This is a genomic window from Clavibacter lycopersici, assembly GCF_003576405.1.
GTDB classification, from domain to species: domain Bacteria; phylum Actinomycetota; class Actinomycetes; order Actinomycetales; family Microbacteriaceae; genus Clavibacter; species Clavibacter lycopersici.
This window is the reverse complement of the sequence record NZ_QWGT01000001.1, coordinates 44,478-69,786: the sequence shown is the minus strand read 5'-3', so window position 1 is coordinate 69,786 and position 25,309 is coordinate 44,478. Positions and strand designations below refer to the sequence as shown.

Sequence of the window (25,309 nt, the reverse complement as noted above, 5' to 3'; positions counted from 1 at the left end):
CCGGGGCGGCGGGCGTCATGCGCCCAGTCTCCCCCGCCGGCCCGCGGGTCGCCCTGCCCGGGCGCGAGGCTCAGGCGGCGGACAGCACCAGCGCGTTGCCCCACGGGTCCTCGAACGCGAGCGCGCGTCCGTCGTCGCGCGTGGCGACTCCCGCGGCCCGGAGGCGCGCGTCCACCGCCTCTACCTCGTCGCGCGTGGGCACCTCGATGCGCACGGTGCCGAGGCCGAGCGTCGCGGGACGGCGGCCCGCGCCGCGGCTGTTCCAGGTGTTCATGGCCATGTGGTGGTGGTAGCCGCCCGCGGAGACGAAGATCGCGGATCCGTGCCACCCCGCGACGAGCTCGAAGCCGAGCGTGTCGACGTAGAAGGCGGAGGCCTGCTCCGTGTCGCCCACCTGCAGGTGGACGTGCCCGATGCCCGCGGCGTCGGAGGCGGCGTCGGCGACCTGTGCGAGCTCGTCGCGGAGGAACGCGTTCGGGTCGAGCCGCAGCGTGTCCATGACGATCCGCCCGTCCTGCCACGTCCACTCGTCGCGCGGACGGTCGGTGTAGAGCTCGACGCCGTTGCCCTCGGGGTCGGTGAAGTAGAAGGCGCGGCTGACGAGGTGGTCGGCGCTGCCGGTGAACGTGCCGGGCGCGCGCTGGGCGAGCGAGGCGACGGATCGGGCGAGCGCGGCGGGCTCGTCGAAGAGCACGGCCGTGTGGAAGAGGCCGGCGTTCCCCGGGCTCGGGAGGTCGAGGCCGTGCGCCGGTTCGAGGACCACGGCGGGCACCCCGTCGCGCCCGAGCGTGGTGGACTCCACGCCCTCGGCGAGCGTGTCGAGGCCGACGGCGTCGCGGTAGTAGGCGGTCATCCCGTCGAGGTCGCCGACCAGGAGGGTCACGGGCCCCATGGACGTGTCGGCGGAGAGCAGGTCGGGCATGGGTCCTCGTTCCTCGAGTGGTGCATCCAGTTGCTTGAATGCTCAACCAACCTCTGACGCTCCGCATTCCCGGGGCCGCCGGACCGCGTTCCTATGATGGGAAGGACCCACCCGGAAGGAAGCGCATGACCGAGCCCCATCCCTGGCGCCGCTACGTCGCCCTCGGCGACTCCTTCACGGAGGGCATCGGCGACCCCGAGCCTGGCAGCCCCGGCGGGCACCGCGGCTGGGCCGACCGGGTCGCCGAGGTCCTGGCGGACCAGGTCGAGGGCTTCTCCTACGCCAACCTCGCGATCCGCGGCCGGCTCCTCGGGCAGATCGCCGACGAGCAGGTCGAGCCCGCGCTCGCCCTCCACCCCGACCTCGTGTCGCTCTCGGCGGGCGGCAACGACATCCTCCGGCCCGGCGCCGACCCCGACCGCCTCGCGGAGCGCCTCGATCAGATGGTCGCCCGGCTGTCCTCCGAGGGCGCGACCGTGGTGCTCTTCACGGGCACCGACGTCAAGTTCTCCCCCGTGTTCGGGCGGCTCCGCGGCAAGGTCGCGATCTACAACGAGGACATCCGCGCGGTCGCCGCGCGGCACGACTGCATCGTCGCCGACCAGTGGGCGCTCACCGAGATCCAGGATCCGCGCATGTGGGACGTCGACCGGCTGCACCTCGCGCCGCTCGGGCACCACACCGTGGCGCGCATGGTGCTGCACGCGCTCGCGGTCGAGAACGACCTGCAGCCGCTGAAGCCCGAGCCGCTGCCGCCGCGCACCTGGAGCCAGGCGCGTGCCGGCGACATCGACTGGGCGCGCTCGTACTTCGTGCCGTGGGTGCTGCGTCGGCTCCGCCACCAGTCCTCGGGCGACGGCCGCACGGCCAAGCGCCCGGACGCGGCGCCGTGGACGCGCGCGGACGTCTCGGGCTGATCCCCGGCGCCCGTCCCGCCGGCCGGCGCGTCAGCCGAGCAGCTCGCCCGGGTTTCCGAGGCGCCACCAGCCGTCGGGGCCCGGGATCGCGCGGTCGAGCGTGAGCGGCACCCGCACCGACTGCCGCCCGGCCGTGACGGTGGCCGTGCCGACATCGGTGCCCGCGGGGGCCTCGCCGGATCCGGACGCCTCGACGGTCGTGGTGACGGGCGTGTCGCCCCACACCAGCAGCGACTCGTCCTCGGTGGCGACCGCCTGGGCCGTCGCACCCCACGCCGTCGTGTAGTCGGCGAACGGCTCGCCCGCGGTCGCCACCTGCACGACGTGCAGGTTGGCGGTGACGGTGGGCAGGAGCGCCAGCACCTGCCGGGCGAGCTCGGCGTGGTCGCGGGCGCCGAGCGTCACGCCGACGACCGTCACGTCGCGGTCCCCCACCTTCGTGTCCACCGCCCAGAGCAGGCACTTGCCCGCCTGCTCGAGCGTGCCCGTCTTGATGCCGCGGAACCCCGGCACGGCCGCGAGCAGGTTGCGGTTCTCGACCGTGCCCACGCCGGCCACGTCGGCGCTCCGCTGGTCGACGATGTCCGCGAGCACCGGATCCGCGAGAACCATCTCGCCGATGCGCACCAGGTCGGCGGGCGTGCTCACGGTCTCGGGCGAGAGGCCCATCGCGTCGGCGACGTGCGTGCCGGTGAGGCCCTGCTCCACGAGCCACGAGTTCGCCGCCGCGACGAACGCGTCGTTCGAGCCGTACGCCCACACGCCGAGCGCGGAGGCGTAGTTGTTGGCGCTCGCGAGCAGGGCGCCCTCGAGGAGGTCGCGCTGCGACAGGCTCGTGCCCGGCACCGCCGGCTCGACGATGCCGTCCTGCTTCAGGATCTCGCCGCGGAGCGCCTCGTCCTCCGCCGTGAAGGTGACCTGCGGCCCGTCCTCCCCCGGCGCGAGCGGCTTCGCCCGCAGCACCACGAGCGCGGTCACGGTCTTGGTGATGCTCGCCATCGGCCGCGGGACGGGCGCGGCGTCGTTGGTCGCGAGCACGCCGTCGAACCCGATCGCGCCGACGGCCGAGACGCCGTCGCCCGGCCAGGTCTCCGGGGTCGGCACGTTGACGACGGGCGACGGGGCGTCGACCTGCGCGACCGCCACGGGAGGATCCGCGGTGAGGGTGACGGGGACGTACACGCCCGCCGAGACGACGAGCGCCGCGGCGACGCCGGCGAGGGTGAGGCGGCGGGTGCGGCTCACGCGGGGACCCGCAGCGCGTACAGCGCGACGGCGCTCGCCGCGGCCACGTTCAGCGAGTCGACGCCGTGCAGCATGGGGATCACCACGGTCGAGTCCGCGTGCCGGAGCGCATGGCGGCTGAGGCCGTCGCCCTCGGTGCCGAGCACGAGCGCGATCCGCTCGGGCGGATCCGCCGCGAAGGCGTCGAGCGTCACCGCGTCGTCCTCCAGGGCGAGCGCGGCCAGGTGGAAGCCGGCCTCGTGCAGGAGCGGCGCCGCCTCCGACCACTCGGGGAGGCGGGTCCACGGCACCTGCAGGACGGTGCCCATGCTGACGCGCACGCTCCGCCGGTAGAGCGGGTCCGCGCAGCGCGGGGTGATGAGGACGGCGTCGGCGCCGATGCCGGCGACGGCCCGGAAGATCGCCCCGACGTTGGTGTGGTCGACGATGTCCTCCAGCACGACGACGCGGCGCGCGTCCCGCAGGACGTCGGCGACCGCGGGCAGCGGCGGGCGGTGCATCGCGGCGAGCGCCCCGCGGTGCAGGTTGTAGCCCGTGAGCCGCTCGAGCACGGCGGCGGCGCCCACGAAGACGGGCACGTCCGGGAACCCGTCGAGGAGCGGGGTGACGTCGTCGAGCCACTGCTCCTGCACGAGGACCGAGCGCGGCACGTGGCCGGCGGCGAGCGCCCGGCCCATGACCTTGGTCGACTCGGCGATGTAGAGGCCGCCCTCGGGCTCGCTCACGCGCCGGAGGGCGACGTCGGTGAGCCGCGAGTAGTCCTCGAGGCCCGGGGAGGAGAGGTCCTCGATGCGGTGGATCTTCACGCCGGTCCTTCCTCCGTCCGCCCCTGGCGGGTGCGGAGCGTCATCTCGCGGAGCCTTCGCGGGGATGCGCTGTCTAGACTCGACAGGACAATGATGCCCTGCCCCGTCGCCGCCCGCCGACAGGCCGGGGCGTCCGCTCGGCACCGGGAGGCCCCATGAGCACCGCTCTCCGTGACGATCCCCGCCCCCCGGCGGGGTCCACGATCGCCGATGCCGTCGAGGTGATGCGCGGCCGCCGCACGGCCGTCCTCACGGGCGCCGGCCTCAGCACCGACTCGGGCATCCCCGACTACCGCGGCGAGGGCGCCCCGAAGCGCAACCCGATGACGTTCCAGCAGTTCCGGAGCGAGGGCGACGACTTCCGCCGTCGCTACTGGGCGGGCGGGCACCTCGGCTGGAAGGCCTTCAGCTCGGCCCGGCCCAACGACGGCCATGCCGCGCTCGCCGACCTCGAGGCCGCCGGCGTCGTCTCGGGCCTCGTCACGCAGAACGTCGACGGCCTGCACGAGCGCGCGGGATCCCGCCGCGTCGTCGACCTGCACGGCTCGCTCGACCGGGTCCTCTGCCTCGACTGCGGCCAGGCCTACGCGCGCTCCGCGATCGCCGAGCGCATCAGCGCGGAGAACCCCTGGCTCGACCAGCCGGACGCGGTGGAGCTGAACCCGGACGGCGACGCGCAGGTGCACGACGTCGACCGGTTCCGGATCCCCGTCTGCAGCGTCTGCGGCGGCATGCTCAAGCCCGACGTGGTCTTCTTCGGCGAGCTCGTGCCCACGGAGCGCTTCCGCGACGCGAGCGCCATCGTGTCGGACGCCGACGTGCTCCTCATCGCCGGGTCGTCCCTCGCGGTCAACTCCGGCATCCGCCTGCTCGAGCTCGCCAGGAGGAGCCGCATGCCGATCGTGATCCTCAACCGCGGCACCACCAAGGGCGACACCCGCGCGACCGTGCGCCTCGAGGGCGGCACGAGCGAGACGCTCCGGGCGATCGCGACGGAGCTCGCGGCGTGACCCGCATCGTGCTCGTCCGCCACGGCCGCACCGCGTGGAACGTGGAGCGGCGCGTGCAGGGGTCCAGCGACATCCCGCTCGACGACACCGGTCGCGCGCAGGCCGCCACCGCGGGCGCGCTGCTCGCCGAGGCCGTGTCCGGCGGGTCCGGCTGGGACGCGGTGCACGCGAGCCCGCTGAGCCGCGCGTTCGAGACCGCGTCGATCATCGCCGAGCACCTCGCGCTCGGCGGCGCGCCCACGACGGGCCCGCTGCCGGAGCCCGCGCTGGCCGAGCGCCGCTACGGCCTGGCCGAGGGCCTGACGCACGCGGAGATCGAGGCGCGGTTCCCCGACGGCGACGTGCCCGGCCGCGAGACGGTGGAGTCCGTGACCGAGCGGGCGGGGGCGGCGCTCCTCCGGCTGGCCGAGCGGCACCCGGGCGGGTCGATCATCGCCGTGTCGCACGGGGGCGTCATCGCGGCGCTCGCCCGGAGCCTCGACGCGTCGCTCGTCGGGCGACCGGGGCCCATGATCGAGAACGGCTCGGCCCACACGTTCGGCGTGGTCGACGGCGAGCTGTCGCTGCTGCGCTTCGGCGGCATCGCGGACCTCGGGGCGCTCGCCGACCTCGACCCGGCGCGCCGGGGCTGATCCGGGGCCCGCTCCGAGCGGGAGCGGCTGCCGGCTGCGCCCGGCTCAGGCGCCGCGTCGTCCCGTGCGCGCGACCTGCTCCAGGAGGTCGCCGAGCGCGGCGGCCGACCGTTCCCAGTCGTACTCCGCCGCCCGGGCGATGCACGCCGCGGAGCGTCGGCGCCACTCCGCCGGGTCCTCGAGCGCGCGCACGGCCGCGGCGAACCCCTCGGCGTCGTCCGGATCCACGTACACGGCCGCGTCTCCCCCGATCTCGCGGAAGATCGGGATGTCGCTGACCACCACGGGCAGGCCGACGCTCATGGCCTCGATCACGGGGATCCCGAAGCCCTCGTCGCGCGAGGCGGTGAGGAGCGCGGTCGCCCTCCGCAGCGTCGAGGCGTACTCCTCGTCGCTCGCGCCGTCGCGGAACACCAGCCGCGCGCCGTCGGCGATCCGCTCCAGCCGGTCGCGCTCGGCGGGGGCGATGCGGCTCATGAGGTGCAGCTCGTGCTCGGGCAGGTCGTCGGCCGCGTGCACGAGCGTCTCGACGTTCTTGTACGGCATGTACGAGCCCATGTAGACGAGCGTGCGCTCGGCGGGCGCGTCACGCGGCCCGTCCGGGCGGCCGTCGGGCGCGGGGGCGAGCTCGGCCGCGTTCGGCACGACGACCACGGGCCGCGTCGTCAGCCGGTGCGCGCGGATGAGGCCGCGCGTCGTCTCGCTGACGGTGACGATCGCGTCGGCCCGGTCGAGCAGGAGCCGCTGCGGCCACCACGCGAGGTGGAACGCCCGCCAGAGCGCGCGCACGGGAGCGGGCAGGTCGCGCGGCGGACGCCGGTGCCGGTAGTAGATGAGGTCGTGCAGCGTGAGCACGAGCGGGTACGTGCGTCCCCGGGAGCCCATGGTCTGCATGGGGCTGTAGACGACGTCGGGCCGCATCCGCGAGACGCGTCGCGCGACCCACGGCTCGCGCGGCCCAGTCGGCGAGCTGACCAGCTGCCACGGCAGGTCGGGCAGGAGGGCCAGCTGGCGGTGGTCGCTGATCAGCATGGTCACGTCGAAGCGCGTGGCCAGCCGGGCGACGAGCTCGGCGCCGTAGCGGCTGATCCCGTCGTGCCGGCCGATGCGGGTGTACCTGCAGTCGAACACGAGCCTCACGATGCGGTCCCCTCGTCGAGGAAGCGGCGGATGGCGGCGGCGGCCTCCCGCGGAGTCTCATAGTGGATGAGGTGCCCCACCCGCGGGATCACCTCGAGCTGCGCGTCGGCGAACAGGCGCTGCAGCCGGTGCTGCGCGGCGACGGGCGTGATGTCGTCCCGCTCGGCCGCCACCAGCAGCACGGGCACGGCGACGCGCGGCGCGTACGTGCTCGCGTCCGACGACACGGAGGCGCGGAACGCCTCGAGCACGACGCGCCGGTCGCTGAAGGCGCTGAAGAAGCGGTCGTGCTGGTCGTTGATCCACCGGCGGAGCGAGCGGTCGCGCGTCTTGGCCATGGCCTCGCTCATCACGCGCACGATGGCGCGGTTGCGCAGCAGGCCGAAGCCGGCGCCCTCGGGCAGCACGGCGGCGGCGCGGTAGTAGAGGACGGCGAGGCGGGTCAGGATCCCCCGCGGCCCCTCGAGCGCGGGCGCCGCGATCGGGTTGACGAGGACCGCCCGCGGGCTCGGGAGCCCGCCGGCCAGCGCGGCGGAGACGACGATGGACCCGAAGGAGTGGCCGAGCACGGTGGCGTCCCGCGTGCCGGTCGCCGCCACGAACTCCCGCAGCCACGCTGCATAGCCCGCGATGTCGTGCCGCGCGTCGACGAGCGGCGTCGAGTCGCCGAAGCCGGGCAGGTCGGGCGAGAGGATCCGCACGCCGGGCAGCTGCGCGACGACCGGCTCCAGGCCGTGGTGGTCCCCGCGGAACCCGTGCACGACGACGAGCACCTGGCGGGCGTCGGCGGGCCCGTACTCCCACCAGGCGGTGCGGCTCCCGAGGAGGTCGACGGTGCGGCGGACCACGGGGATGCGGTCGAGCTGGGCGGCGTAGGGCGAGGGGACGGTCATCGGGGACGAGTCTACGAGCGCCCGCCGCCCGAGCCCCCGGGCGCGCCGGGGTCCGCCACCCGCGCCCCGCGCCTAGAGTTGCGAGCGAGCCTTCCCGCCCCGAGTCGACGCCCCCGTCGCGCCCATGAGGAGAACCGTGAGCTTCACCGCCCCCATCACCCTGCCCGGCCTCACCCTCGACAAGCAGTGGTACAAGCGCTCCGTCTTCTACGAGGTGATGATCCGCTCGTTCGTCGACTCGAACGGCGACGGCACGGGCGACATCCAGGGCCTCATCTCCAAGCTCGACTACCTGCAGTGGCTCGGCATCGACGGCCTCTGGCTCCCGCCGTTCTTCCAGTCCCCGCTCCGCGACGGCGGCTACGACATCAGCGACTACATGGCCGTCCTCCCCGAGTTCGGCACGCTCGACGACTTCAAGGAGCTCGTCACCAAGTCGCACGAGCGCAACATGCGCATCGTCATCGACCTCGTGATGAACCACACCTCCGACCAGCACGAGTGGTTCCAGCAGTCCCGGTCCGACCCGGACGGCCCCTACGGCGACTTCTACGTCTGGAGCGACACCGACGAGAAGTACGAGGACATCCGCGTCATCTTCGTCGACACCGAGGAGTCCAACTGGACCTTCGACCCGGTGCGCCGCCAGTTCTTCTTCCACCGCTTCTTCTCGCACCAGCCCGACCTCAACTTCGACAACCCGAAGGTGCACGAGGCCATCTACGGCGTCATCCGCCACTGGCTCGACATGGGCGTCGACGGCCTGCGCCTCGACGCGATCCCCTACCTCTACGAGACCGAGGAGGGCAACGGCGAGGGCGAGCCGGCCACGCACGAGTTCCTCAAGCGCCTGCGCGCCATGGTCGACGAGGAGTACCCGGGCCGGATCCTCATCGCGGAGGCGAACCAGTGGCCCCGCGAGGTCTCCGCCTTCCTCGGCACCGAGGAGGAGCCCGAGTGCCACATGGCGTTCGACTTCCCGATCATGCCGCGGATCTTCTACTCGCTGCGGTCGCAGACCGCGGACGAGCTGAAGCGGATCATGGGCGAGACGTTCGAGATCCCCGAGGCCGCCGCCTGGGGCGTGTTCCTCCGCAACCACGACGAGCTGACGCTCGAGATGGTGAGCGAGGAGTACCGCCAGGCGATGTACGGCTGGTACGCCTACGACCCGCGGATGCGCGTCAACATCGGCATCCGCCGCCGCCTGGCTCCGCTGCTCGACAACTCGCGTGCCGAGCTGGAGCTCGTGCACGCCCTCCTGTTCTCGCTCCCCGGCAGCCCGTTCCTCTACTACGGCGACGAGATCGGCATGGGCGACAACATCTGGCTCCCGGACCGCGATGCGTCCCGCACGCCCATGCAGTGGACCCCGGACCGCAACGCCGGCTTCTCCACCGCCGACCCGGGCAAGCTCTACCTGCCCGTCGTGCAGTCGCTCGTCTACAACTACGCGCAGATCAACGTCGAGTCGCAGCTGGCGCAGTCGCGCTCGCTGCTGCACTGGGTGCGGAACGTGATCCACGTGCGGAAGGCCCACCCGGTCTTCGGCCAGGGCACCATCCGCGTGCTCCCGACCGACCACGAGAGCGTCCTCGCGTTCGTGCGCTCCTACGAGGGCAGCGGCACGCACTTCGGCGACCGCGCCGAGGACGTGCTGTGCGTCTTCTCCTTCGCGCACAACCCCGTCTCGGTCACCATCGACGCGTCGGACTTCGCGGGCTCGCAGCTGTACGACCTCTTCGGCGGCGGCGTCTTCCCCACGGTCGGCGACGACGGACGCCTCACGCTGACGCTCGCCACGCAGAGCTTCTACTGGCTGCACATGGGTGCGCCCGCCATCGGCGGTCGCCCGTAGCATCTACAGGATGACCTCCCGCTGGCACGACACCCTGGCCTCGTTCGACCTCGAGACGACGGGGGTGGACGTCGAGACCGCCCGCATCGTCACGGCGTGCATCGTCGTGCTCGACGCGCAGGGAGAGGTGCTCGAGCGGCACGACTGGCTCGCGGATCCCGGCGTCGAGATCCCCGCGGGCGCCGCGGCCATCCACGGGGTCACCACGGAGCGCGCGCGTGCCGAGGGGCGCGACGCCGGGGCGGTCGTGCTGGAGATCGTCACGACCATCCGCGAGATGTTCGCCCGCGGCCTCGCGCTCGTCGTGTACAACGCGCCCTACGACCTCACGCTCCTCAACCGCGAGGCCGTGCGCCACGGGGTCGAGCCGCTCCGCGACACCGGCCCCGTCATCGACCCGCTCGTCATCGACAAGGCCGTGGACACCTACCGCCGCGGCAAGCGCACCCTCGCGGTCGCGGCCGAGCACTACGGCGTGCGCCTCGACGACGCGCACGACGCCGGGGCCGACGCCATCGCGGCGGGCCGCGTGGCCCAGGCCATCGCCGGTCGCTACGCCGACCAGCTCGACATCCCCGTCCTCGACCTGCACGACCGCCAGGTCGACTGGTCGCGTGTCCAGGCGGAGAGCTTCCAGGACTACATGCGCCGCACGCGCGATCCCGCCTTCACCACCTCGGGCGCATGGCCCGAGCGACACGCCGGATCCTGATCCGACTCCCCCACCCGGGGGACGACGAAGGGCGCCCGGCCGGAGCCGGGCGCCCTTCGTGGTGCAGCGGGAGCTGCTACTTCTTGCCGAAGCCCGCGTAGCGCGAGTTGAACTTCTCGACGCGGCCGGCGGAGTCCATGATGCGCTGCTTGCCCGTGTAGAACGGGTGCGACTCGCTCGAGATCTCGACGTCGATGACGGGGTACGTGTTGCCGTCCTCCCACTCGATGGTCTTCGAGCTGCCCACGGTGGAGCGCGTGAGGAAGGTCGCACCGGAGGCGAGGTCGCGGAAGACGACGGGGGCGTACTGGGGGTGGATGTCGGTCTTCATCGGGGAGTGTCCTTCGTCGGTTCGATTTTCTGCGTGGGAAGCGTGGGTGCCCGGGATGATCACCGGACCAGTGGACGAGCCTACCAGACGGGTGCCGGGAACGGGCCGGCGCGCCGGTGCGTGCGCGGCGTCCTCAGGAGCGGACGGCGCGGGCCGTGAAGCGGCCGTCGTCGTGCGTGACCTCGAGCTCGAGGCCGAAGGCGCGGCCGAGGTTCTCCGCCGTGATGACGTCCGCGAGCGCACCGGCCGCGACGACCGCGCCCTCGCGCAGCAGCAGGGCGTGCGTGAAGCCGCGCGGGATCTCCTCGACGTGGTGCGTGACCATGACGATGCCGGGCGCCTCGGGCGCCGACGCGTAGCCTCCGAGCAGCTGCAGCAGCTCCTCGCGCGCGCCGAGGTCGAGGCTCGCGGCCGGCTCGTCGAGGAGGAGGAGCTCGGGGTCGGTCATGATCGAGCGCGCGATCTGCACGCGCTTCTGCTCGCCGTCGCTCAGCGTGCCGAACCTCCGCTGCTCGAGGTGGCCGAGGCGCCACTCGGCGAGCACGCGCTGGGCGCGGCGCACGTCGATGTCCTCGTAGTCCTCGTTCCAGCGGCCGGTGACCGAGTACGCCGCGGTGAGGACCACGTCGAGCACGGTCTCGTCTGCGGGGATGCGGCGGGCCATCGCGGTGGACGCGAAGCCGATGCGCGAACGCAGCTCGAACACGTCGACCCGCCCGAGCTCGTGGTCCAGCACCGTCGCGGTGCCCGAGGACGGGTGCGCCATGGCGGAGGCGATCTGCAGCAGGCTCGTCTTCCCGGCGCCGTTCGGGCCGAGGACGACCCAGCGCTCGTCGCCGTCCACCGTCCACTCCACCTGGTCGAGGATGGTCGTCCCGTTCCGGACGAAGGACACTCCGGACAGGGAGAGGACGTGGCTCATGCGCACGAGTCTACCGGCCCGGACCCCGCGCGCCGCCCGGTCGTGGGATGCGCGGGGCCGCGCGGACGGCGTCCGTCGCCCGTGCGATCAGCGCAGGATCGACGCGTAGATCGCCTCGGTCTGGCGGGCGATGCGGTCCCAGCCGAACTCGCGCTCGGCGCGCAGGCGGCCGGCCTCGCCCATGCGGCGGGCCGTCGCCGGATCCTGCACCACCTCGATGAGCGCGTCGGCCAGGTCGCGGACGAACCGCTCCGGGTCGGTGGGCGTGCCCGTGCCGTCGGTGGCCTGGTCGATGGGGACGAGCCGGCCGGTGACGCCGTCGTCGACGACCTCCGGGATCCCGCCCGTCGCGGTGCCGACCACCGGCGCGCCGCACGCCATCGCCTCGAGGTTCACGATGCCGAGCGGCTCGTAGACCGAGGGGCAGACGAACACGGTGCCCGCGGTGAGCACGGCGGACAGCTCGCGCCGGGGCAGCAGGCGGTCGATCCACACGACGCCCGAGCGCTCCTCCTGCAGGCCGCGCACGAGCGCCGTGACCTCCTCCATGATCTGCGGGGTGTCGGGCGCGCCCGCGCACAGCACCATCTGCACGTCGGCGGGGAGGAGCGCGGCCGCGCGGAGGAGGTAGGGCAGCCCCTTCTGGCGGGTGATGCGGCCGACGAACACGACCGAGGGCCGCGACGGGTCGATGCCGAGCGAGCGCACGAGCTCGTCGTCGTGCACGGGAGCCCACGACTCCAGGTCGATGCCGTTGTAGACCGTGTGCACGCGCGCCTCGTCGAGCGCCGGGTACGAGCGGAGGATGTCGCGCTTCATGCCGTCGCTCACGGCGATGACGGCGTCGGCCGCCTCGTACGCGGTGCGCTCGATCCAGCTGGAGACGCGGTAGCCGCCGCCCAGCTGCTCGGCCTTCCAGGGGCGCAGCGGCTCGAGGCTGTGCGCGGTGACGACGTGCGGGATCCCGTGCAGCATCGACGCGACGTGGCCCGCGTGGTTCGCGTACCAGGTGTGCGAGTGGACGACGTCGGCGCCCGCCACGTCGCTCGCGATGGCGAGGTCGACGGCCATCGTCTGCAGCGTCGCGTTGGCACCGCCAAGCTCGGCGGGGACCGGGTAGGAGAAGACGCCCGGCTCGTCGCGCGGCGCCCCGAATGCCCGGACGACCACCTCCGTCCGCTGCCGCATGGCCTTCACGAGCTCGGTGACGTGCACTCCGGCACCCCCGTAGACCTCGGGCGGATACTCCTTGGTGATCACGTCTGCTCGCATTGGTCGAACGCTAGTACATGCCCCGACGTGCATCTACGCTGGAGCAATGGCATCGAAGAAGATCTTTGGAATCGTGCTCGCCGGCGGCGAGGGCAAGCGGCTCATGCCCCTCACCGCGGATCGGGCCAAGCCCGCCGTCCCCTTCGGCGGGCAGTACCGGCTCATCGACTTCGCGCTGTCCAACCTCATCAACTCGGGGCTGACGCAGATCGTCGTGCTGACGCAGTACAAGTCGCACTCGCTCGACCGCCATGTGTCGCAGACCTGGCGCCTCAACCAGATGCTCAACTCCTACATCGCGTCGGTGCCCGCGCAGCAGCGCCTCGGCAAGCGCTGGTTCAGCGGGTCGGCCGACGCCATCCTGCAGAGCCTCAACCTCATCAACGACGAGAAGCCCGACATCGTCGTCGTGGTCGGCGCCGACCACGTGTACCGCATGGACTTCAGCCAGATGATCGACGCGCACATCGCGTCCGGCCACGGCGCCACGGTGGCGGCGATCCGCCAGCCCATCGAGCTCGCCGACCAGTTCGGGGTCATCGACGTGGATCCGGCGAACCCCTACGCCATCCGCGCCTTCCTCGAGAAGCCGAAGGACCCGCAGGGCCTCGACGACTCCCCCGGCGAGGTGCTCGCGTCGATGGGCAACTACGTCTTCGACACCGACCAGCTCATCGACGCCGTGCGCCGCGACGGCGAGAACGCCGAGTCCGCGCACGACATGGGCGGCGACATCGTCCCGTGGTTCGTCGAGCAGGGGAACGCCGGCGTCTACGACCTCAACCGCAACGAGGTGCCGGGCGCCAACGACCGCGACCGCTACTACTGGCGCGACGTCGGCACGATCGAGTCGTTCTTCGACGCCCACCAGGACCTCATCTCGGCGTTGCCGGTCTTCAACCTCTACAACAAGGACTGGCCGATCTTCAGCCAGCAGCTCAACAGCCCGCCGGCGAAGTTCGTCCGCGACGCGCAGGGCAACACGGGCACCATGATCGACTCGATCACCTCGCTCGGCGGCGTCATCAGCGGCGCTCACGTCGAGCGGAGCGTGCTCGGACCCTGGGTCATCGCGGAGTCGGGCGCCCGCATCGTCGACAGCATCGTGTTCGACAAGGTGCACATCGGGGCGGGCGCGGTCATCACGCGCGCCATCCTCGACAAGGACGTGGAGGTCGAGCCCGGCGCATCGGTCGGCGTCGACCACGACCGCGACCGCGCCCGCGGCTTCACCGTCACCGAGGGCGGCATCACGGTCGTCGGCAAGGGCGTGCGCGTCACCCCGTGAGCGCGATCCGCCCGATGACGGCGCCCGTCGCCTCGTCGGCGCCCCCCGTCCCCCGCGTCCTCCCGCGCATGCTCGTGGTGCTCGACGTGGACTCGACCCTCATCGAGGACGAGGCCATCGAGCTGCTCGCCGCCGAGGCGGGGTCGCTCGACGAGGTCGCCGCCGTCACGGACCGCGCGATGCGCGGCGAGCTGGACTTCGCGGAGAGCCTGCGGTCGCGCGTCGCGACGCTCGCCGGGCTGCCCGTGTCGGTCCACGCGGCGGTGGGCGCACGAATCCGCCTCACCCCCGGAGCGGAGCGGCTCGTCGCCGGGCTGCACGAAAGCGGCCACGTGGTCGCCGTGGTCTCGGGCGGGTTCCACGAGCTGCTGGATCCGCTGGCCGAGCGCCTCGGGCTCGACCGGTGGCGCGCGAACCGGCTCGAGACGTCCGAGGACCGGCTCACGGGTCGCGTCATGGGTCCGGTCATCGACGCCGCCGCGAAGCGGGCCGCCGTCGAGGAGTGGAGCCGAGAGCTGGGGATCCCGCTCTCGCGCGTCGTGGCGGTGGGCGACGGCGCGAACGACCTCGAGATGATGGCCGTCGCGGGCCTCTCGGTCGCCTTCGACGCGAAGCCCGCCGTCCGCCGGCGCGCCGACGTGTGCGTCGACCGCCGGGACCTCGCGCAGGTGCTCGCGCTGCTCGGCCTGCCCCGCTGATCCGTCGCGGCCCGCGACCTCAGCCGGCGACGACCGCCCGCGCGATCGCCGCGAGCTGCGCGATGTTCGCCGGCATCCGCTCCCGCTCGGACGGCAGGCTCGCGAGGTGCGTGACGTTGTCGAGGTACGCCAGGAAGATGAAGGCGCCGAAGCGCTCGTCCGGGACCCCCGTGCTGCCGCCCGCCGCCGTGTAGGCGCGGTGGAACTGCGCCCGCTGGCGGGGTGCGAGGTACATGATCGCCGCGGCGACGTCGAGCCCCGCCGGCCCGAGGCCGCATCGGTCGAAGTCGATGACGGAGACGCCCGCCGGCCCCTGGATCAGGTTCCCCGGGTGGTAGTCGCCGTGCACCATGATCGGCGGGCCGGCCTCCGCCAGCGTGGCGCGGAGCTCCGCGATCGCGCCGGCCAGCGCGTCCGCGGTGGAGCCGTCGGCCATGATCCCCGGGTACCCCTCGACCAGGCGCTCCAGGCGGACGGTCGCGTAGTCCGCGTCGTAGCGGCGGCGCTGCCCCGCGAGGGCGACGGCGGCCGGGTCCGCGCCCGCCGCGTGCAGGGACGCGAGCGTCTCCGCGAACGGGCCCGCGTCCGACGTGGCGGGCAGGCTGCTCAGCATCTCCCCGTCGTGCCACGTGAGCAGGCTCGCGAGCCGCCGCTCGACGCGCTCGCCGGACGCGCCCACGACCGCGCGGCGGAGGCCGACCTCGTCGTCGTCCGGGACAGCGGCCTCCACGGTCGCCGTCCAGGTCCCGTCGCGCGTGCGCTGCGGCTCGGGCACGGACGGGCCGCCGCGCCCGGCCAGCATGTCCAGCCAGTCGAGCTCCAGGTCGATCTCGTGCTGCTTCCGGCGCGCCACGTGCAGGCGCAGGAGGTAGCGGGATCCCCCGTCGACGTCGACGCGGTAGGCGTGGTTGTGCGTGGCCCCCAGCTCGGTGAGCGCGGCGGGACCCGTGTCCCAGGCCGCCAGGAGGTCGGACACGGCGGTCTCCTCGGCGGGCGGCGTCAGTGGCCCATGCCGAGGCCGCCGTCGACGGGGATCACGGCGCCCGAGATGTACGCGGCCTCGTCCGAGGAGACCCACGCCACGACGCCCGCGACCTCGGCGGCGGTGCCGTAGCGGCCGGCCGGGATCGACTTCCTGTACTCGGCCGCCGTCGCCTCGGGGAGCTCCGCGGTCATGTCGGTCTCGATGAAGCCCGGCGCGACGACGTTCGCCGTGATGCCGCGACCGCCGAGCTCGCGCGTGACCGAGCGGGCGAGGCCCACCAGGCCGCTCTTCGACGCCGCGTAGTTGACCTGGCCGCCTGAGCCGTAGAGCCCGACCACGCTGGAGATGAGGACGATGCGGCCGAAGCGCGCCTTGAGCATGCCCTTCGACGCGCGCTTGACGACGCGGAACGCGCCGCCGAGGTTCGTGTCGACGACCTCGGTGAAGTCGTCGTCGCTCATCCGCATCATCAGCATGTCCCGCGTGATGCCGGCGTTGGCGACGACGACCTCGACGGGTCCGTACGCGCCCTCGACCTCGGTGAACGCGGCGTCGACGGACGCGGCGTCGGTGACGTCGGCGCGCACCGTCAGCGAGCCATCGGGGCCCTGGCCGGACCGCGCGGTGACGGCGACGCGGTGTCCGCGGCGCAGCATCTCCTCGGCGATCGCGTACCCGATCCCCCTGTTGCCTCCGGTGACGACGACGGTGCGTGCGGTGCTCATGGGGGACCTTCCATTACGGCTTGGAGGGGGCTTGCGGACGCGGACGAGCCTATCGGTGGCGCGGCGTACCCTGGTCTCGATGGGGAGCGCGTCGCTCCCTCGAAGGACGCCATCCACGCATGCCAGCTCCGCAGCAGTCGGTCACCAGCCTCCCCCGGTCCCCGCAGGAGGACCGCCACGCCCGCATGGTGAAGTACACCATCGCGATGAGCATCCGCATGGTCTGCATCCTGTCGTGCCTCTTCCTGCAGGGCTGGTGGCTGGCTGTCGCCGCCATCGGAGCCATCGTGCTTCCGTACTTCGCGGTCATCCTCGCGAACGTGGGCGGCAACCAGGGCACCGCGGTCGAGCGGCCGGGCGGCGTGGTCGTCGTGTCGGCGCGCCACTCGGGATTCCCGCCGCCCGCCGAGCCGTACGTGCCCTCGGAGCCCTTCCGCGCGTCCGAGCCGTTCACGACGCCCGAGCCATTCACCACGTACGAGACCGGGCGCGCACCCGAGCCCACCCCCGCATCCGACGCGCGGTCGTCGGACGCGGGCACGCCGACGGCCCCCGACACCCCGACCGACGCGTGAACGGGCTCGCCTCCTGGGGCCTCGGATCCGCCGGGCCGTCGTCCGATGTCGTCGAGTGCTCGCGGGCCGGCTGCCGCGCGGACGCCGGCTGGCGCGTCGAGTGGCGGAATCCCCGGATCCACACGCCCGACCGGGTGAAGACGTGGACCGCGTGCGACGAGCACGTCGGCTTCCTGCGCGACTTCCTCGCGGGCCGCGACTTCCCGGTGCGCGTGGCAGCGATCGACGCGCCCGTCGAGGGGGCGATCGCGTGAGCCGCTGGCGCTTCGTCCTCAACCGCAGGTGGGCCGGCTACCTCCTGGTCGCCGTCGTCTTCGCCATCGCGTGCGTCCTGCTCAGCCACTGGCAGTTCGCCCGACGCGACGAGGCCCTCGCCGAGATCGCCAAGGTCGAGGACAACTGGGACCGCGCTCCGCAGCCCGTCGACCAGGTGCTCGCCGACACCTCGGCCTACGTGGACACGCAGAAGTGGACCCCGGTCACGATGACCGGCACCTACCTCGTCGATGAGCAGCTGCTGGCCCGCAACCGTCCCTTCAACGGGCAGCCCGGCTTCGAGGTCCTCACGCCCCTCCGGCTCGACGACGGACGGGTGTTCGTGGTCGACCGCGGCTGGGTGCCCATCGGCAACTCGCAGGACTCCCCCGACTCCGTCCCCGCGGCGCCCGCCGGCGAGGTCACGGTCACCGCCAGGCTGAAGGCCGGCGAGCCGGAGCTGCCGGGACGCTCGGCGCCCGAGGGGCAGATCGCCACCGTGAACCTGCCCGACATCGCGGACCGCGTCGGGTCGCCGACGTTCACGGGCGCCTACGGCCTGCTCATCTCGGAGGACCCCGCCCCCGCGGAGGCCGCGCCGTTCGCGACGCCGCGCCCCGAGGAGGACGAGGGTCCGCACCTGTCGTACGCCTTCCAGTGGATCGTCTTCGCGATCATCGCGTTCGTCGGGCTCGGCGTCGCGATCCGCAACGAGTACCGCATCATCAACCAGGACGACCCCGACGAGCAGGACCGCGAGCGCGCCCGTCAGGCCAAGCGCGCCAGGAAGCAGCCGTCGGACGCCGACGTCGAGGACCGCATCCTCGACGAGGCGCGCTGAGGCGCGCTGACGGTAATCGCCGCGACCGTCCGCGGACGCGGTGAGCCTCAGGCCAGCTCGATGAGCTCCATGTAGTCCGGGCTCCAGTGGTCCTCGGTGCCGTCCGGCATGATGAGCACCCGCTCCGGGTTCAGCGCCTCGACCGCACCCGCGTCGTGGCTGACCAGCACCACCGCACCCGAGTACGTGTTGAGCGCCCCGAGGATCTCCTCGCGGCTCGCCGGGTCGAGGTTGTTGGTGGGCTCGTCGAGCAGCAGCACGTTGGCACCGGACACGACGATCATCGCCAGCGCCAGGCGCGTCTTCTCGCCGCCCGAGAGCACGCCGGCGGGCTTCGCCGAGTCGTCGCCCGTGAAGAGGAACGAGCCGAGCACGCGGCGCGCCTCCATCTCCGAGATGTCGGGCGAGGAGGACACCATGTTCTCCAGCACGCTCCGCTTGACGTCGATGGTCTCGTGCTCCTGCGCGTAGTAGCCGACGCGCAGGCCGTGGCCGGGCTCGAGACGGCCGGTGTCGGGCTGGTCGACGCCCGCGAGGATCCGCAGCAGCGTCGTCTTGCCCGCGCCGTTGAGGCCGAGGATCACGACCTTGCTGCCGCGGTCGATGGCGAGGTCCACGGCAGTGAAGATCTCGAGCGAGCCGTAGTTCTTGCTGAGGTCGCTCGCCATGAGCGGCGTGCGCCCGCAGGCGACGGGCTCCGGGAAGCGCAGCTTGGCGACGCGGTCGACCGCGCGCACCTCCTCGAGCCCGGACAGCATCTTCTCCGCGCGACGCACCATCTGGTGGGCGGCCGCGGCCTTCGACGCCTTCGCGCCGAACTTCGCCGCCTGGAGCTGGAGGACGCCCGCCTTCTTCTCGACGTTGGCGCGCTCCTTCTTGCGGCGCTCCTCGTCGGCGGCGCGCTGGCGCTGGTAGTGCTTCCAGCCCATGTTGTAGATGTCGATGACCATGCGGTTCGCGTCGAGGTAGAAGACGCGGTTCACGGTGTCGCCCACGAGCTCCACGTCGTGGCTGATCACGATCAGCCCGCCCTGGTACCCCTTGAGGAACTCGCGGAGCCAGGTGACCGAGTCGGCGTCGAGGTGGTTGGTGGGCTCGTCGAGGAGCATCGTGTCGGCGCCGGAGAACAGGATCCGCGCGAGCTCGATGCGGCGGCGCTGACCGCCGGAGAGCGTGCTGAGGGGCTGGTCGAGGATCCGGTCGGGCAGGCTGAGGTTGCTCGCGATCGACGCGGCCTCGGCCTCGGCCGCGTACCCGCCGAGCGCGACGAAGCGCTCCTCGAGCCGGCCGTAGTCCTTCATCGCCTTCGCGGAGACCTTCTCGTCCGTGGACGCCATGTCGAGCATCGCGCGCTGCATGTCGAGCGACAGCGTGCCGAGCCCGCGGGCGTCGAGGATGCGCGTGCGCGCCAGGTCCTCGGGGTTGCCGGAGCGCGGGTCCTGCGGGAGGTAGCCGATCTCGCCGGAGCGGTCGATGCGGCCGCCCGTCGGCTGGCCCTCCCCCGCGAGGATCTTCGTGAGCGTGGTCTTGCCGGCGCCGTTGCGTCCGACGAGGCCGATCTTGTCCCCCGGGCTCACCCGGAACGAGACGTCCTCCATGAGGACGCGGGCGCCGACGCGCAGCTCCAGGTCGTGTACAGCGAGCACGGTGAGAGGTCCTTCTGATCAGCGGATGTCCCACGGTCCGTGGGAGGTGGGCGACCCGCAGCAGAGGGGGTCGAGCCCGGTCGGTCGAGGGCGTCCATCGGACCCGACCCGTCCAGTGTACGAGACGACGGCTCCGCGACCCTCCTCGCGGCGGACGGCCACGCGACGACGGCCCCACCCGGAGCGGGTGGGGCCGTCGTGGACGAGCGGGTCGTGACGCGGATCACATGGAGAAGCCGAGGGCCCGCATCATGTCGCGGCCGTCGTCCGTGATCCGGTCGGGGCCCCACGGCGGCATCCACACCCAGTTGATGCGGAACGCGGCCACCACGCCGTCCAGCGCCTCGGCCGTCTGCTCCTCGAGCACGTCCGTGAGCGGGCAGCCCGCCGACGTCAGCGTCATGTGGATGATGAGGGCGTCGTTCTCGTCGTCCCAGGCCAGGTCGTAGATGAGCCCGAGGTCGACCACGTTGATCCCGAGCTCGGGATCCATGACGTCCTTGAGCGCCTCCTCGACCTCGTCGAACTTCTGCGGGGTCAGCGTGCTCTGCGTGCTCACGCCGTCACCGTCGTGGAGGGAGCGAGGAAGCGGTCGTAGCCCTCCTCCTCGAGCCGGTCGGCCAGCTCGCGGCCGCCCTGCTCGGCGACCCGGCCCGCGACGAAGACGTGCACGAAGTCGGGCTGGATGTAGCGGAGGATGCGCGTGTAGTGCGTGATGAGCAGGAGCCCGAGGCCCGTGTTCGCCTTGGCGCGGTTGACGCCCTCGGAGACGATCTTGAGCGCGTCGACGTCGAGGCCGGAGTCGGTCTCGTCGAGCACCGCGAACTTCGGCTTCAGCAGCTCGAGCTGCAGGACCTCGTTGCGCTTCTTCTCGCCGCCCGAGAAGCCCTCGTTGACGTTGCGCTCTGCGAACGCGGGATCCATCTTGAGCGCCGCCATGGAGGTGCGGACGTCCTTGATCCAGCCGCGGATCGCCGGGGCCTCGCCGTCGATCGCGGTCTTCGCTGTGCGGAGGAAGTTGGTGGTGGTGACGCCGGGGATCTCGACCGGGTACTGCATGGCGAGGAAGAGCCCCGCACGGGCGCGCTCGTCCACCGTCATGTCGAGGACCTCGACGCCGTCGAGCGTGATCGAGCCGGAGTCGACGTGGTACTTCGGGTGACCCGAGATCGTGTACGCCAGGGTGGACTTCCCGGAGCCGTTGGGGCCCATGATCGCGTGGATCTCGCCCTCGTTGATCGTGAGGTCGACGCCCTTGAGGATCTGCTTGCGGCCCTGCTCGGTGTCGACGCTGACGTGCAGGTCGGTGATGGTGAGTGTTGACATCGGTGCGTTCCTCTAGCTCTTCGGGGTGGTGTCGATGTGGATGTCGCCGTCCACGATGGACACGGGGTAGACGGGGACGGGCTCGTAGGCCGGCAGCGTGCGCGGCTTGCCCGTCTCGAGGGAGAACTTGGACCCGTGCGCCCAGCACTCCAGGGTGTCGCCCTCGACGAAGCCCTCGGCCAGCGAGATGTCGCCGTGCGTGCAGGTGTCGCCGATGGCGTGCACCGTGCCCGAGGAGTCCTTGACCAGCGCGATGGCGAGGCCCTCGATCTCGATGCGGAGGGCCTCGTTCTCGCCGAGGTCGTCGACGGCGCAGATGCGGACCGCGGTCATCGCGCGACCGCCCCGGCCACGGCGCCGGACGCGGAGAGCTCGGCCTCGATGGCGGACTGCAGCCGCTCCTCGAGGTCGGGGACGCCGATCTGCTGGACGATCTCGCTCAGGAACCCGCGGACGACGAGGCGCCGGGCCTCCTCCTCCGTGATCCCGCGGGCCTGCAGGTAGAACAGCTGCTCGTCGTCGAAGCGGCCCGTGGCGCTCGCGTGACCGGCGCCGGCGATGTCGCCGGTCTCGATCTCGAGGTTCGGGACCGAGTCGGCCCGCGTGCCGTCCGTGAGGACGAGGTTGCGGTTCTGCTCGTAGCTGTCGGTGCCGGGCGCCGAGCGGCGGATGAGGACGTCGCCGATCCAGACCGTGCGGGCGCCCTTCCCCTGCAGGGCACCCTTGTAGGTGACCCGGCTGCGGGTGTTCGGGGCGTCGTGGTCGACGTACACCTGCTGCTCGAGGTGCTGGCCCGCGTCCGCGAAGTACACGCCGAGCAGCTCGCCGTCGGCGCCCTCGTTCGAGAGGTGGGCCGACGGGTTGACCCGGACGATGGATCCGCCGAGCGTCACCACCACGTGCTTGAGCTTCGCGTCGCGGCCGACGACGGCCTGGTGCGCCGCGAGGTGGCGCGCCTCGTCGTCCCACTGCTGCACGGTCACGACCGTGAGCTCGGCCTGGTCGCCGACGACGATCTCGACGTTCTCGACGAGGGACGCCGATCCGCCGTTGTCGAGGATGACCACGCCGCGGCTGAACGGCGCCGCCGTGATGACGGTGTGCGCCGCGCGGGGCGTCGAGCCGAGCTCGGAGCGGCCGACCGTGACGGTGACGCGCTCCTCCCCCGAGACGTCGATCGCGAGCGCCTCGCCGAACGACGACCAGGCGTTGGCCTGGGCGCGGTCCTCGGGAGCCCCCGCGGTGCCGACGCGCGCGTCGTCCCGGGGGATCCAGGAGACGGACGTGCCCGCGGCGTCGCTGTGCGTGAGCGGGTAGCGCGAGCCGTCGAGCTCCCCGGAGGTGAGGTCGTCGAGCTTGCGGACGGGCGTCAGCTTCCAGACGGCCTCACGGCCGGTGACGGCGTCGAACGCCTCGACGTCCGTGGACGTGAAGCGCTCGGAGCGGGTCTGGATGGGGACTGCCGCCCACCCTCCGTCGGTGTGCGCCCGGCTGCCGTGCTGGTCGGCGGGGACGGGGGCTTCTGTGGTGGCGAGTGGGGTCGTCATCTAGCCGACGGATCCTTCCATGCCCATCTCGATGAGCTTGTTGAGTTCGAGCGCGTACTCCATGGGCAGCTCTCGGGCGATGGGCTCGATGAAGCCGCGGACGATCATGGCCATGGCCTCGTCCTCGGGCATGCCCCGGCTCATCAGGTAGAACAGCTGCTCCTCGCTGACGCGCGAGACCGTGGCCTCGTGGCCGAGCTGCACGTCGTCGACGCGGATGTCGATCGCGGGGTACGTGTCGGAGCGGGAGATGGTGTCGACCAGCAGCGCGTCGCAGCGGACGGTGTTGGCGGAGTGGTGCGCCGCGGCGTCCACGCGGATCTCGCCGCGGTAGCCGGCCCGGCCGCCGCCGCGCGCGATGGACTTCGAGACGATCGACGACTGCGTGTACGGCGCCATGTGCACCATCTTCGCGCCGGCGTCTTGGTGCTGGCCAGGGCCCGCGAACGCGACGGAGAGGGTCTCGCCCTTGGCGCGCTCGCCCATGAGGTAGATGGAGGGGTACTTCATCGTGACCTTGGAGCCGATGTTGCCGTCGATCCACTCCATGGTCGCGCCCTCTGCCGCCGTCGCGCGCTTGGTCACGAGGTTGTAGACGTTGTTCGACCAGTTCTGGATGGTCGTGTAGCGGACGCGGGCGTCCTTCTTCACGATGATCTCGACGACCGCGGAGTGCAGCGAGTCGGACTTGTAGATGGGGGCGGTGCAGCCCTCGATGTAGTGGACGTAGCTGCCCTCGTCCGCGATGATCAGCGTCCGCTCGAACTGGCCCATGTTCTCGGTGTTGATGCGGAAGTACGCCTGCAGCGGGATCTCCACATGGACGCCCTTGGGCACGTACACGAACGAGCCGCCGGACCAGACGGCCGTGTTCAGCGCCGCGAACTTGTTGTCGCCGGCGGGGATCACGGTGCCGAAGTACTCCTTGAACAGCTCCGGGTGCTCGCGCAGCGCGGTGTCGGTGTCCATGAAGATGACGCCCTGGTCCTCGAGCTCCTTCTGGATGGAGTGGAAGACGACCTCGGACTCGTACTGGGCCGCGACGCCGGAGACGAGGCGCTGGCGCTCCGCCTCGGGGATGCCGAGCCGCTCGTACGTGTTCTTGATGTCGTCGGGCAGGTCCTCCCACGTCTGGGCCTGCTTCTCCGTGGAGCGCACGAAGTACTTGATGTTGTCGAAGTCGATGCCGGAGAGGTCGGCGCCCCAGGTCGGCATGGGCTTCTTGCCGAAGAGCTCGTAGCCCTTCATGCGGTTGGCGAGCATCCACTCGGGCTCGTCCTTGCGCCGCGAGATGTCGGCGACGACCTGCGGGGAGATGCCGCGCTTGGCCGAGGCACCGGCGACATCCGAGTCGGACCAGCCGAACTCGTACTGCCCCAGGCTCTCGAGCTCCGGTCGGTCGATGAGCACATCTGACATGGCTACCTGCTTTCCTGACGATCTGGGCGTATCAGCGCCGTATCGGCATGCACCCCCCGCACGGCGAGGCCGCTTCGGTGACGGGGGGAAGACTGTGGGTCTCAGGGATGCGGCGGCTTCACGCCTCGCACCCCTCTTAGGATGAACACGAACGCGGGTGGACTTGTTCCCGCCGTCCTCGCTGACGTGCCGGATGCTGCAAGACCCGACGTGTTCCATGAACCACCCGATTCTACGGGCAATCCAGCGGGCACGGAAGGCAGGCAGTGACTCACGGCACCGATGCGGGGCAGTCTCCCAGTGGGAGCGTGCTAGGTCAGACCCTCATGGTCGGGAGGCGGTTGCGGGAGCGGCTGCCGGACGGGATCACCCGCGCCACGCGGATCCTCGTCTGGACCACGCTCGCCGTGCAGACGCTCGTCGTCGGCACCGGCGGGCTCGTCCGGCTCACGGGCTCCGGGCTCGGCTGCCCGACGTGGCCGCGGTGCACCGCCGACTCCTTCGTCTCGACGCCCGAGATGGGCGTGCACGGGATCATCGAGTTCGGCAACCGCCTGCTCACCTTCGTGCTGGTCATCGTCGCCATCGCCACGTTCCTCGCCGTGCTGCGGCTCCGGAACCGCGGACGCGGCCTGTTCTCGATCGCACTCGCCATCGGCCTCGGCATCCCCGCCCAGGGCGTCATCGGCGGGATCACCGTCCTCACCGGGCTGAACCCGTACGTCGTCGGCCTTCACTTCGTGGTGTCCGTGGTGCTCGTCGTGCTGTCGACCGTGCTGGTGTGGCGCACCTACCACCCGCTCGACGAGGCGGAGCGGTCGGTCCCGTCCTCGTTCGCGGCCCTCGCGCGCATCACCGCGGTCGTCGTGGGCATCACGATCCTCGTGGGCATCGTCGTGACCGGGTCCGGCCCCCACGCGGGCGACCAGGGCGCGGCGCGCAACGGGCTCGACCCCGAGCTCCTGCAGCACGTCCACAGCTGGCCGGCGTACGCGACCTTCGGCCTCACCATCGCCCTCGTGGTGATCGCGGCGCGGAACCGGTGGACGGCCGTCTCGCGGTGGACCCGGGTGCTGCTCGCGGTCGAGGTCGTCCAGATCGCCGTGGGCCTCATCCAGGCCCGGACCGGGCTCCCCGAGTTCCTCGTGGGGCTGCACATGGTGCTCGCCTGCCTGCTCGCCTCCGCGATGACCGCCACGCTGCTCAGCACGACGCGGCGCGCGGACAGCCTGCGCCTCACGCCAGCGGAGGTGCGGCGCTCCGCCCACGTGGGCTGATCCCCGTCCGTCCCGTCGACGCCCGCCCGAGCAGCGCTCGCGGCGGGCGTCGTCGCGTCCGGGCTCC

27 protein-coding genes are annotated in these 25,309 nt (G+C 72.1%); 11 read left to right on the top strand and 16 right to left on the bottom strand.

Annotated elements, in window-relative coordinates; all coding sequences use genetic code 11:
- Positions 1 to 70 precede the first annotated feature (70 nt).
- Positions 71 to 922: a VOC family protein gene (locus DZG00_RS17105; RefSeq protein WP_199689006.1), complete on the bottom strand. Its 852-nt coding sequence runs from the start codon at positions 920 to 922 to the stop codon at positions 71 to 73.
- Positions 923 to 1,047: 125 nt separating this feature from the next.
- Here DZG00_RS17105 and DZG00_RS00305 point away from each other — a divergent pair, with 125 nt between their 5' ends.
- Complete coding sequence (locus DZG00_RS00305) at positions 1,048 to 1,839, top strand: SGNH/GDSL hydrolase family protein (RefSeq protein ID WP_119383191.1); 792 nt, start codon at positions 1,048 to 1,050, stop codon at positions 1,837 to 1,839.
- Between the two features lie 30 nt (positions 1,840 to 1,869).
- On the opposite strand, the gene DZG00_RS00300 is transcribed toward DZG00_RS00305, so the two are convergent.
- Together DZG00_RS00300 and DZG00_RS00295 are read right to left on the bottom strand one after the other, a co-directional pair.
- Positions 1,870 to 3,084 carry a D-alanyl-D-alanine carboxypeptidase family protein gene (locus DZG00_RS00300; RefSeq protein ID WP_119382790.1) on the bottom strand — a complete coding sequence of 405 codons (1,215 nt, stop codon included), beginning with the start codon at positions 3,082 to 3,084 and terminating at the stop codon, positions 1,870 to 1,872.
- Entirely contained in the window at positions 3,081 to 3,890 is an 810-nt protein-coding gene (locus DZG00_RS00295; protein ID WP_119382791.1) for a TrmH family RNA methyltransferase, read from the bottom strand. The genes DZG00_RS00300 and DZG00_RS00295 overlap by 4 nt, the downstream gene beginning before the upstream one ends.
- A gap of 155 nt (positions 3,891 to 4,045) precedes the next feature.
- On the opposite strand from DZG00_RS00295, the gene DZG00_RS00290 reads away from it, so the two are divergent.
- Positions 4,046 to 4,900, top strand: a complete 855-nt coding sequence (locus DZG00_RS00290) for a Sir2 family NAD-dependent protein deacetylase (protein WP_119382792.1) — start codon at positions 4,046 to 4,048, stop codon at positions 4,898 to 4,900.
- On the top strand, positions 4,897 to 5,532 hold the full coding sequence (locus tag DZG00_RS00285; RefSeq protein ID WP_119455304.1) for a histidine phosphatase family protein: 636 nt from the start codon (positions 4,897 to 4,899) through the stop codon (positions 5,530 to 5,532). The genes DZG00_RS00290 and DZG00_RS00285 overlap by 4 nt, the downstream gene beginning before the upstream one ends.
- Positions 5,533 to 5,577: 45 nt before the next feature.
- Here DZG00_RS00285 and DZG00_RS00280 read toward each other — a convergent pair whose 3' ends face one another.
- Both DZG00_RS00280 and DZG00_RS00275 read right to left on the bottom strand, forming a co-directional pair.
- Positions 5,578 to 6,672, bottom strand: coding sequence for a glycosyltransferase family 4 protein (locus tag DZG00_RS00280; protein WP_119381779.1), 1,095 nt, complete (start codon positions 6,670 to 6,672; stop codon positions 5,578 to 5,580).
- Entirely contained in the window at positions 6,669 to 7,565 is an 897-nt protein-coding gene (locus DZG00_RS00275; RefSeq protein WP_119381780.1) for an alpha/beta fold hydrolase, read from the bottom strand. Before DZG00_RS00275 ends, DZG00_RS00280 begins: the two co-directional genes overlap by 4 nt.
- A 124-nt stretch (positions 7,566 to 7,689) precedes the next feature.
- Between DZG00_RS00275 and treS the strand changes: the two genes are divergently transcribed.
- Both treS and DZG00_RS00265 read left to right on the top strand, forming a co-directional pair.
- The gene (treS, locus tag DZG00_RS00270; RefSeq protein ID WP_045929197.1) at positions 7,690 to 9,423 is read left to right on the top strand and encodes a maltose alpha-D-glucosyltransferase; all 1,734 of its coding nucleotides are present in this window, start codon (positions 7,690 to 7,692) and stop codon (positions 9,421 to 9,423) included.
- Between the two features lie 10 nt (positions 9,424 to 9,433).
- On the top strand, positions 9,434 to 10,135 hold the full coding sequence (locus DZG00_RS00265) for a 3'-5' exonuclease (RefSeq protein ID WP_119381781.1): 702 nt from the start codon (positions 9,434 to 9,436) through the stop codon (positions 10,133 to 10,135).
- Positions 10,136 to 10,211: 76 nt separating this feature from the next.
- On the opposite strand, the gene DZG00_RS00260 is transcribed toward DZG00_RS00265, so the two are convergent.
- The 3 genes from DZG00_RS00260 to glgA all read right to left on the bottom strand — a co-directional run bounded on the left by DZG00_RS00260 (position 10,212) and on the right by glgA (position 12,660).
- A complete protein-coding gene (locus DZG00_RS00260; protein ID WP_015490388.1) occupies positions 10,212 to 10,466 on the bottom strand; it encodes a type B 50S ribosomal protein L31 in 255 nt (84 codons plus the stop codon).
- Positions 10,467 to 10,599: 133 nt separating this feature from the next.
- The gene (locus DZG00_RS00255; protein WP_119381785.1) at positions 10,600 to 11,388 is read right to left on the bottom strand and encodes an ABC transporter ATP-binding protein; all 789 of its coding nucleotides are present in this window, start codon (positions 11,386 to 11,388) and stop codon (positions 10,600 to 10,602) included.
- An 87-nt stretch (positions 11,389 to 11,475) separates the two neighbouring features.
- A complete protein-coding gene (gene glgA, locus DZG00_RS00250) occupies positions 11,476 to 12,660 on the bottom strand; it encodes a glycogen synthase (RefSeq protein ID WP_119381782.1) in 1,185 nt (394 codons plus the stop codon).
- A gap of 46 nt (positions 12,661 to 12,706) precedes the next feature.
- Between glgA and DZG00_RS00245 the strand changes: the two genes are divergently transcribed.
- Both DZG00_RS00245 and serB read left to right on the top strand, forming a co-directional pair.
- The gene (locus tag DZG00_RS00245) at positions 12,707 to 13,948 is read left to right on the top strand and encodes a glucose-1-phosphate adenylyltransferase (RefSeq protein WP_119381783.1); all 1,242 of its coding nucleotides are present in this window, start codon (positions 12,707 to 12,709) and stop codon (positions 13,946 to 13,948) included.
- Between the two features lie 14 nt (positions 13,949 to 13,962).
- Positions 13,963 to 14,646 carry a phosphoserine phosphatase SerB gene (gene serB / locus DZG00_RS00240; protein ID WP_119381784.1) on the top strand — a complete coding sequence of 228 codons (684 nt, stop codon included), beginning with the start codon at positions 13,963 to 13,965 and terminating at the stop codon, positions 14,644 to 14,646.
- Positions 14,647 to 14,665: 19 nt separating this feature from the next.
- Here the strand turns inward: serB and DZG00_RS00235 are convergent, their stop codons facing one another.
- Both DZG00_RS00235 and fabG read right to left on the bottom strand, forming a co-directional pair.
- Complete coding sequence (locus DZG00_RS00235; RefSeq protein WP_119455303.1) at positions 14,666 to 15,622, bottom strand: phosphotransferase enzyme family protein; 957 nt, start codon at positions 15,620 to 15,622, stop codon at positions 14,666 to 14,668.
- Positions 15,623 to 15,645: 23 nt separating this feature from the next.
- Positions 15,646 to 16,356, bottom strand: a complete 711-nt coding sequence (fabG, locus tag DZG00_RS00230; protein WP_119381704.1) for a 3-oxoacyl-ACP reductase FabG — start codon at positions 16,354 to 16,356, stop codon at positions 15,646 to 15,648.
- A gap of 119 nt (positions 16,357 to 16,475) precedes the next feature.
- Between fabG and DZG00_RS00225 the strand changes: the two genes are divergently transcribed.
- The 3 genes from DZG00_RS00225 to DZG00_RS00215 are packed head-to-tail and all read left to right on the top strand — an operon-like array spanning position 16,476 to position 18,027.
- The gene (locus DZG00_RS00225; RefSeq protein WP_119381703.1) at positions 16,476 to 16,931 is read left to right on the top strand and encodes a DUF3099 domain-containing protein; all 456 of its coding nucleotides are present in this window, start codon (positions 16,476 to 16,478) and stop codon (positions 16,929 to 16,931) included.
- Positions 16,928 to 17,185 carry a hypothetical protein gene (locus tag DZG00_RS00220; protein ID WP_119381702.1) on the top strand — a complete coding sequence of 86 codons (258 nt, stop codon included), beginning with the start codon at positions 16,928 to 16,930 and terminating at the stop codon, positions 17,183 to 17,185. The genes DZG00_RS00225 and DZG00_RS00220 overlap by 4 nt, the downstream gene beginning before the upstream one ends.
- Positions 17,182 to 18,027, top strand: coding sequence for an SURF1 family cytochrome oxidase biogenesis protein (locus DZG00_RS00215; protein ID WP_119381701.1), 846 nt, complete (start codon positions 17,182 to 17,184; stop codon positions 18,025 to 18,027). Before DZG00_RS00220 ends, DZG00_RS00215 begins: the two co-directional genes overlap by 4 nt.
- 47 nt (positions 18,028 to 18,074) lie before the next feature.
- Here DZG00_RS00215 and DZG00_RS00210 read toward each other — a convergent pair whose 3' ends face one another.
- The 6 genes from DZG00_RS00210 to sufB form a co-directional block, all read right to left on the bottom strand.
- A complete protein-coding gene (locus DZG00_RS00210) occupies positions 18,075 to 19,673 on the bottom strand; it encodes an ABC-F family ATP-binding cassette domain-containing protein (RefSeq protein ID WP_086513537.1) in 1,599 nt (532 codons plus the stop codon).
- 223 nt (positions 19,674 to 19,896) lie between these two features.
- Entirely contained in the window at positions 19,897 to 20,232 is a 336-nt protein-coding gene (locus DZG00_RS00205; RefSeq protein ID WP_012299299.1) for a metal-sulfur cluster assembly factor, read from the bottom strand.
- Positions 20,229 to 20,999 (bottom strand): Fe-S cluster assembly ATPase SufC, encoded by a 771-nt coding sequence (gene sufC, locus DZG00_RS00200; RefSeq protein WP_045528103.1) that lies wholly within the window; start codon positions 20,997 to 20,999, stop codon positions 20,229 to 20,231. Before sufC ends, DZG00_RS00205 begins: the two co-directional genes overlap by 4 nt.
- 12 nt (positions 21,000 to 21,011) lie before the next feature.
- Positions 21,012 to 21,332: a non-heme iron oxygenase ferredoxin subunit gene (locus DZG00_RS00195; protein ID WP_119381700.1), complete on the bottom strand. Its 321-nt coding sequence runs from the start codon at positions 21,330 to 21,332 to the stop codon at positions 21,012 to 21,014.
- Positions 21,329 to 22,546, bottom strand: a complete 1,218-nt coding sequence (gene sufD, locus DZG00_RS00190) for a Fe-S cluster assembly protein SufD (RefSeq protein ID WP_119381699.1) — start codon at positions 22,544 to 22,546, stop codon at positions 21,329 to 21,331. Before sufD ends, DZG00_RS00195 begins: the two co-directional genes overlap by 4 nt.
- On the bottom strand, positions 22,547 to 23,965 hold the full coding sequence (sufB, locus tag DZG00_RS00185; RefSeq protein WP_045528109.1) for a Fe-S cluster assembly protein SufB: 1,419 nt from the start codon (positions 23,963 to 23,965) through the stop codon (positions 22,547 to 22,549).
- Between the two features lie 266 nt (positions 23,966 to 24,231).
- Here sufB and DZG00_RS00180 point away from each other — a divergent pair, with 266 nt between their 5' ends.
- On the top strand, positions 24,232 to 25,242 hold the full coding sequence (locus DZG00_RS00180) for a COX15/CtaA family protein (protein WP_119381698.1): 1,011 nt from the start codon (positions 24,232 to 24,234) through the stop codon (positions 25,240 to 25,242).
- Positions 25,243 to 25,309 lie beyond the last annotated feature (67 nt).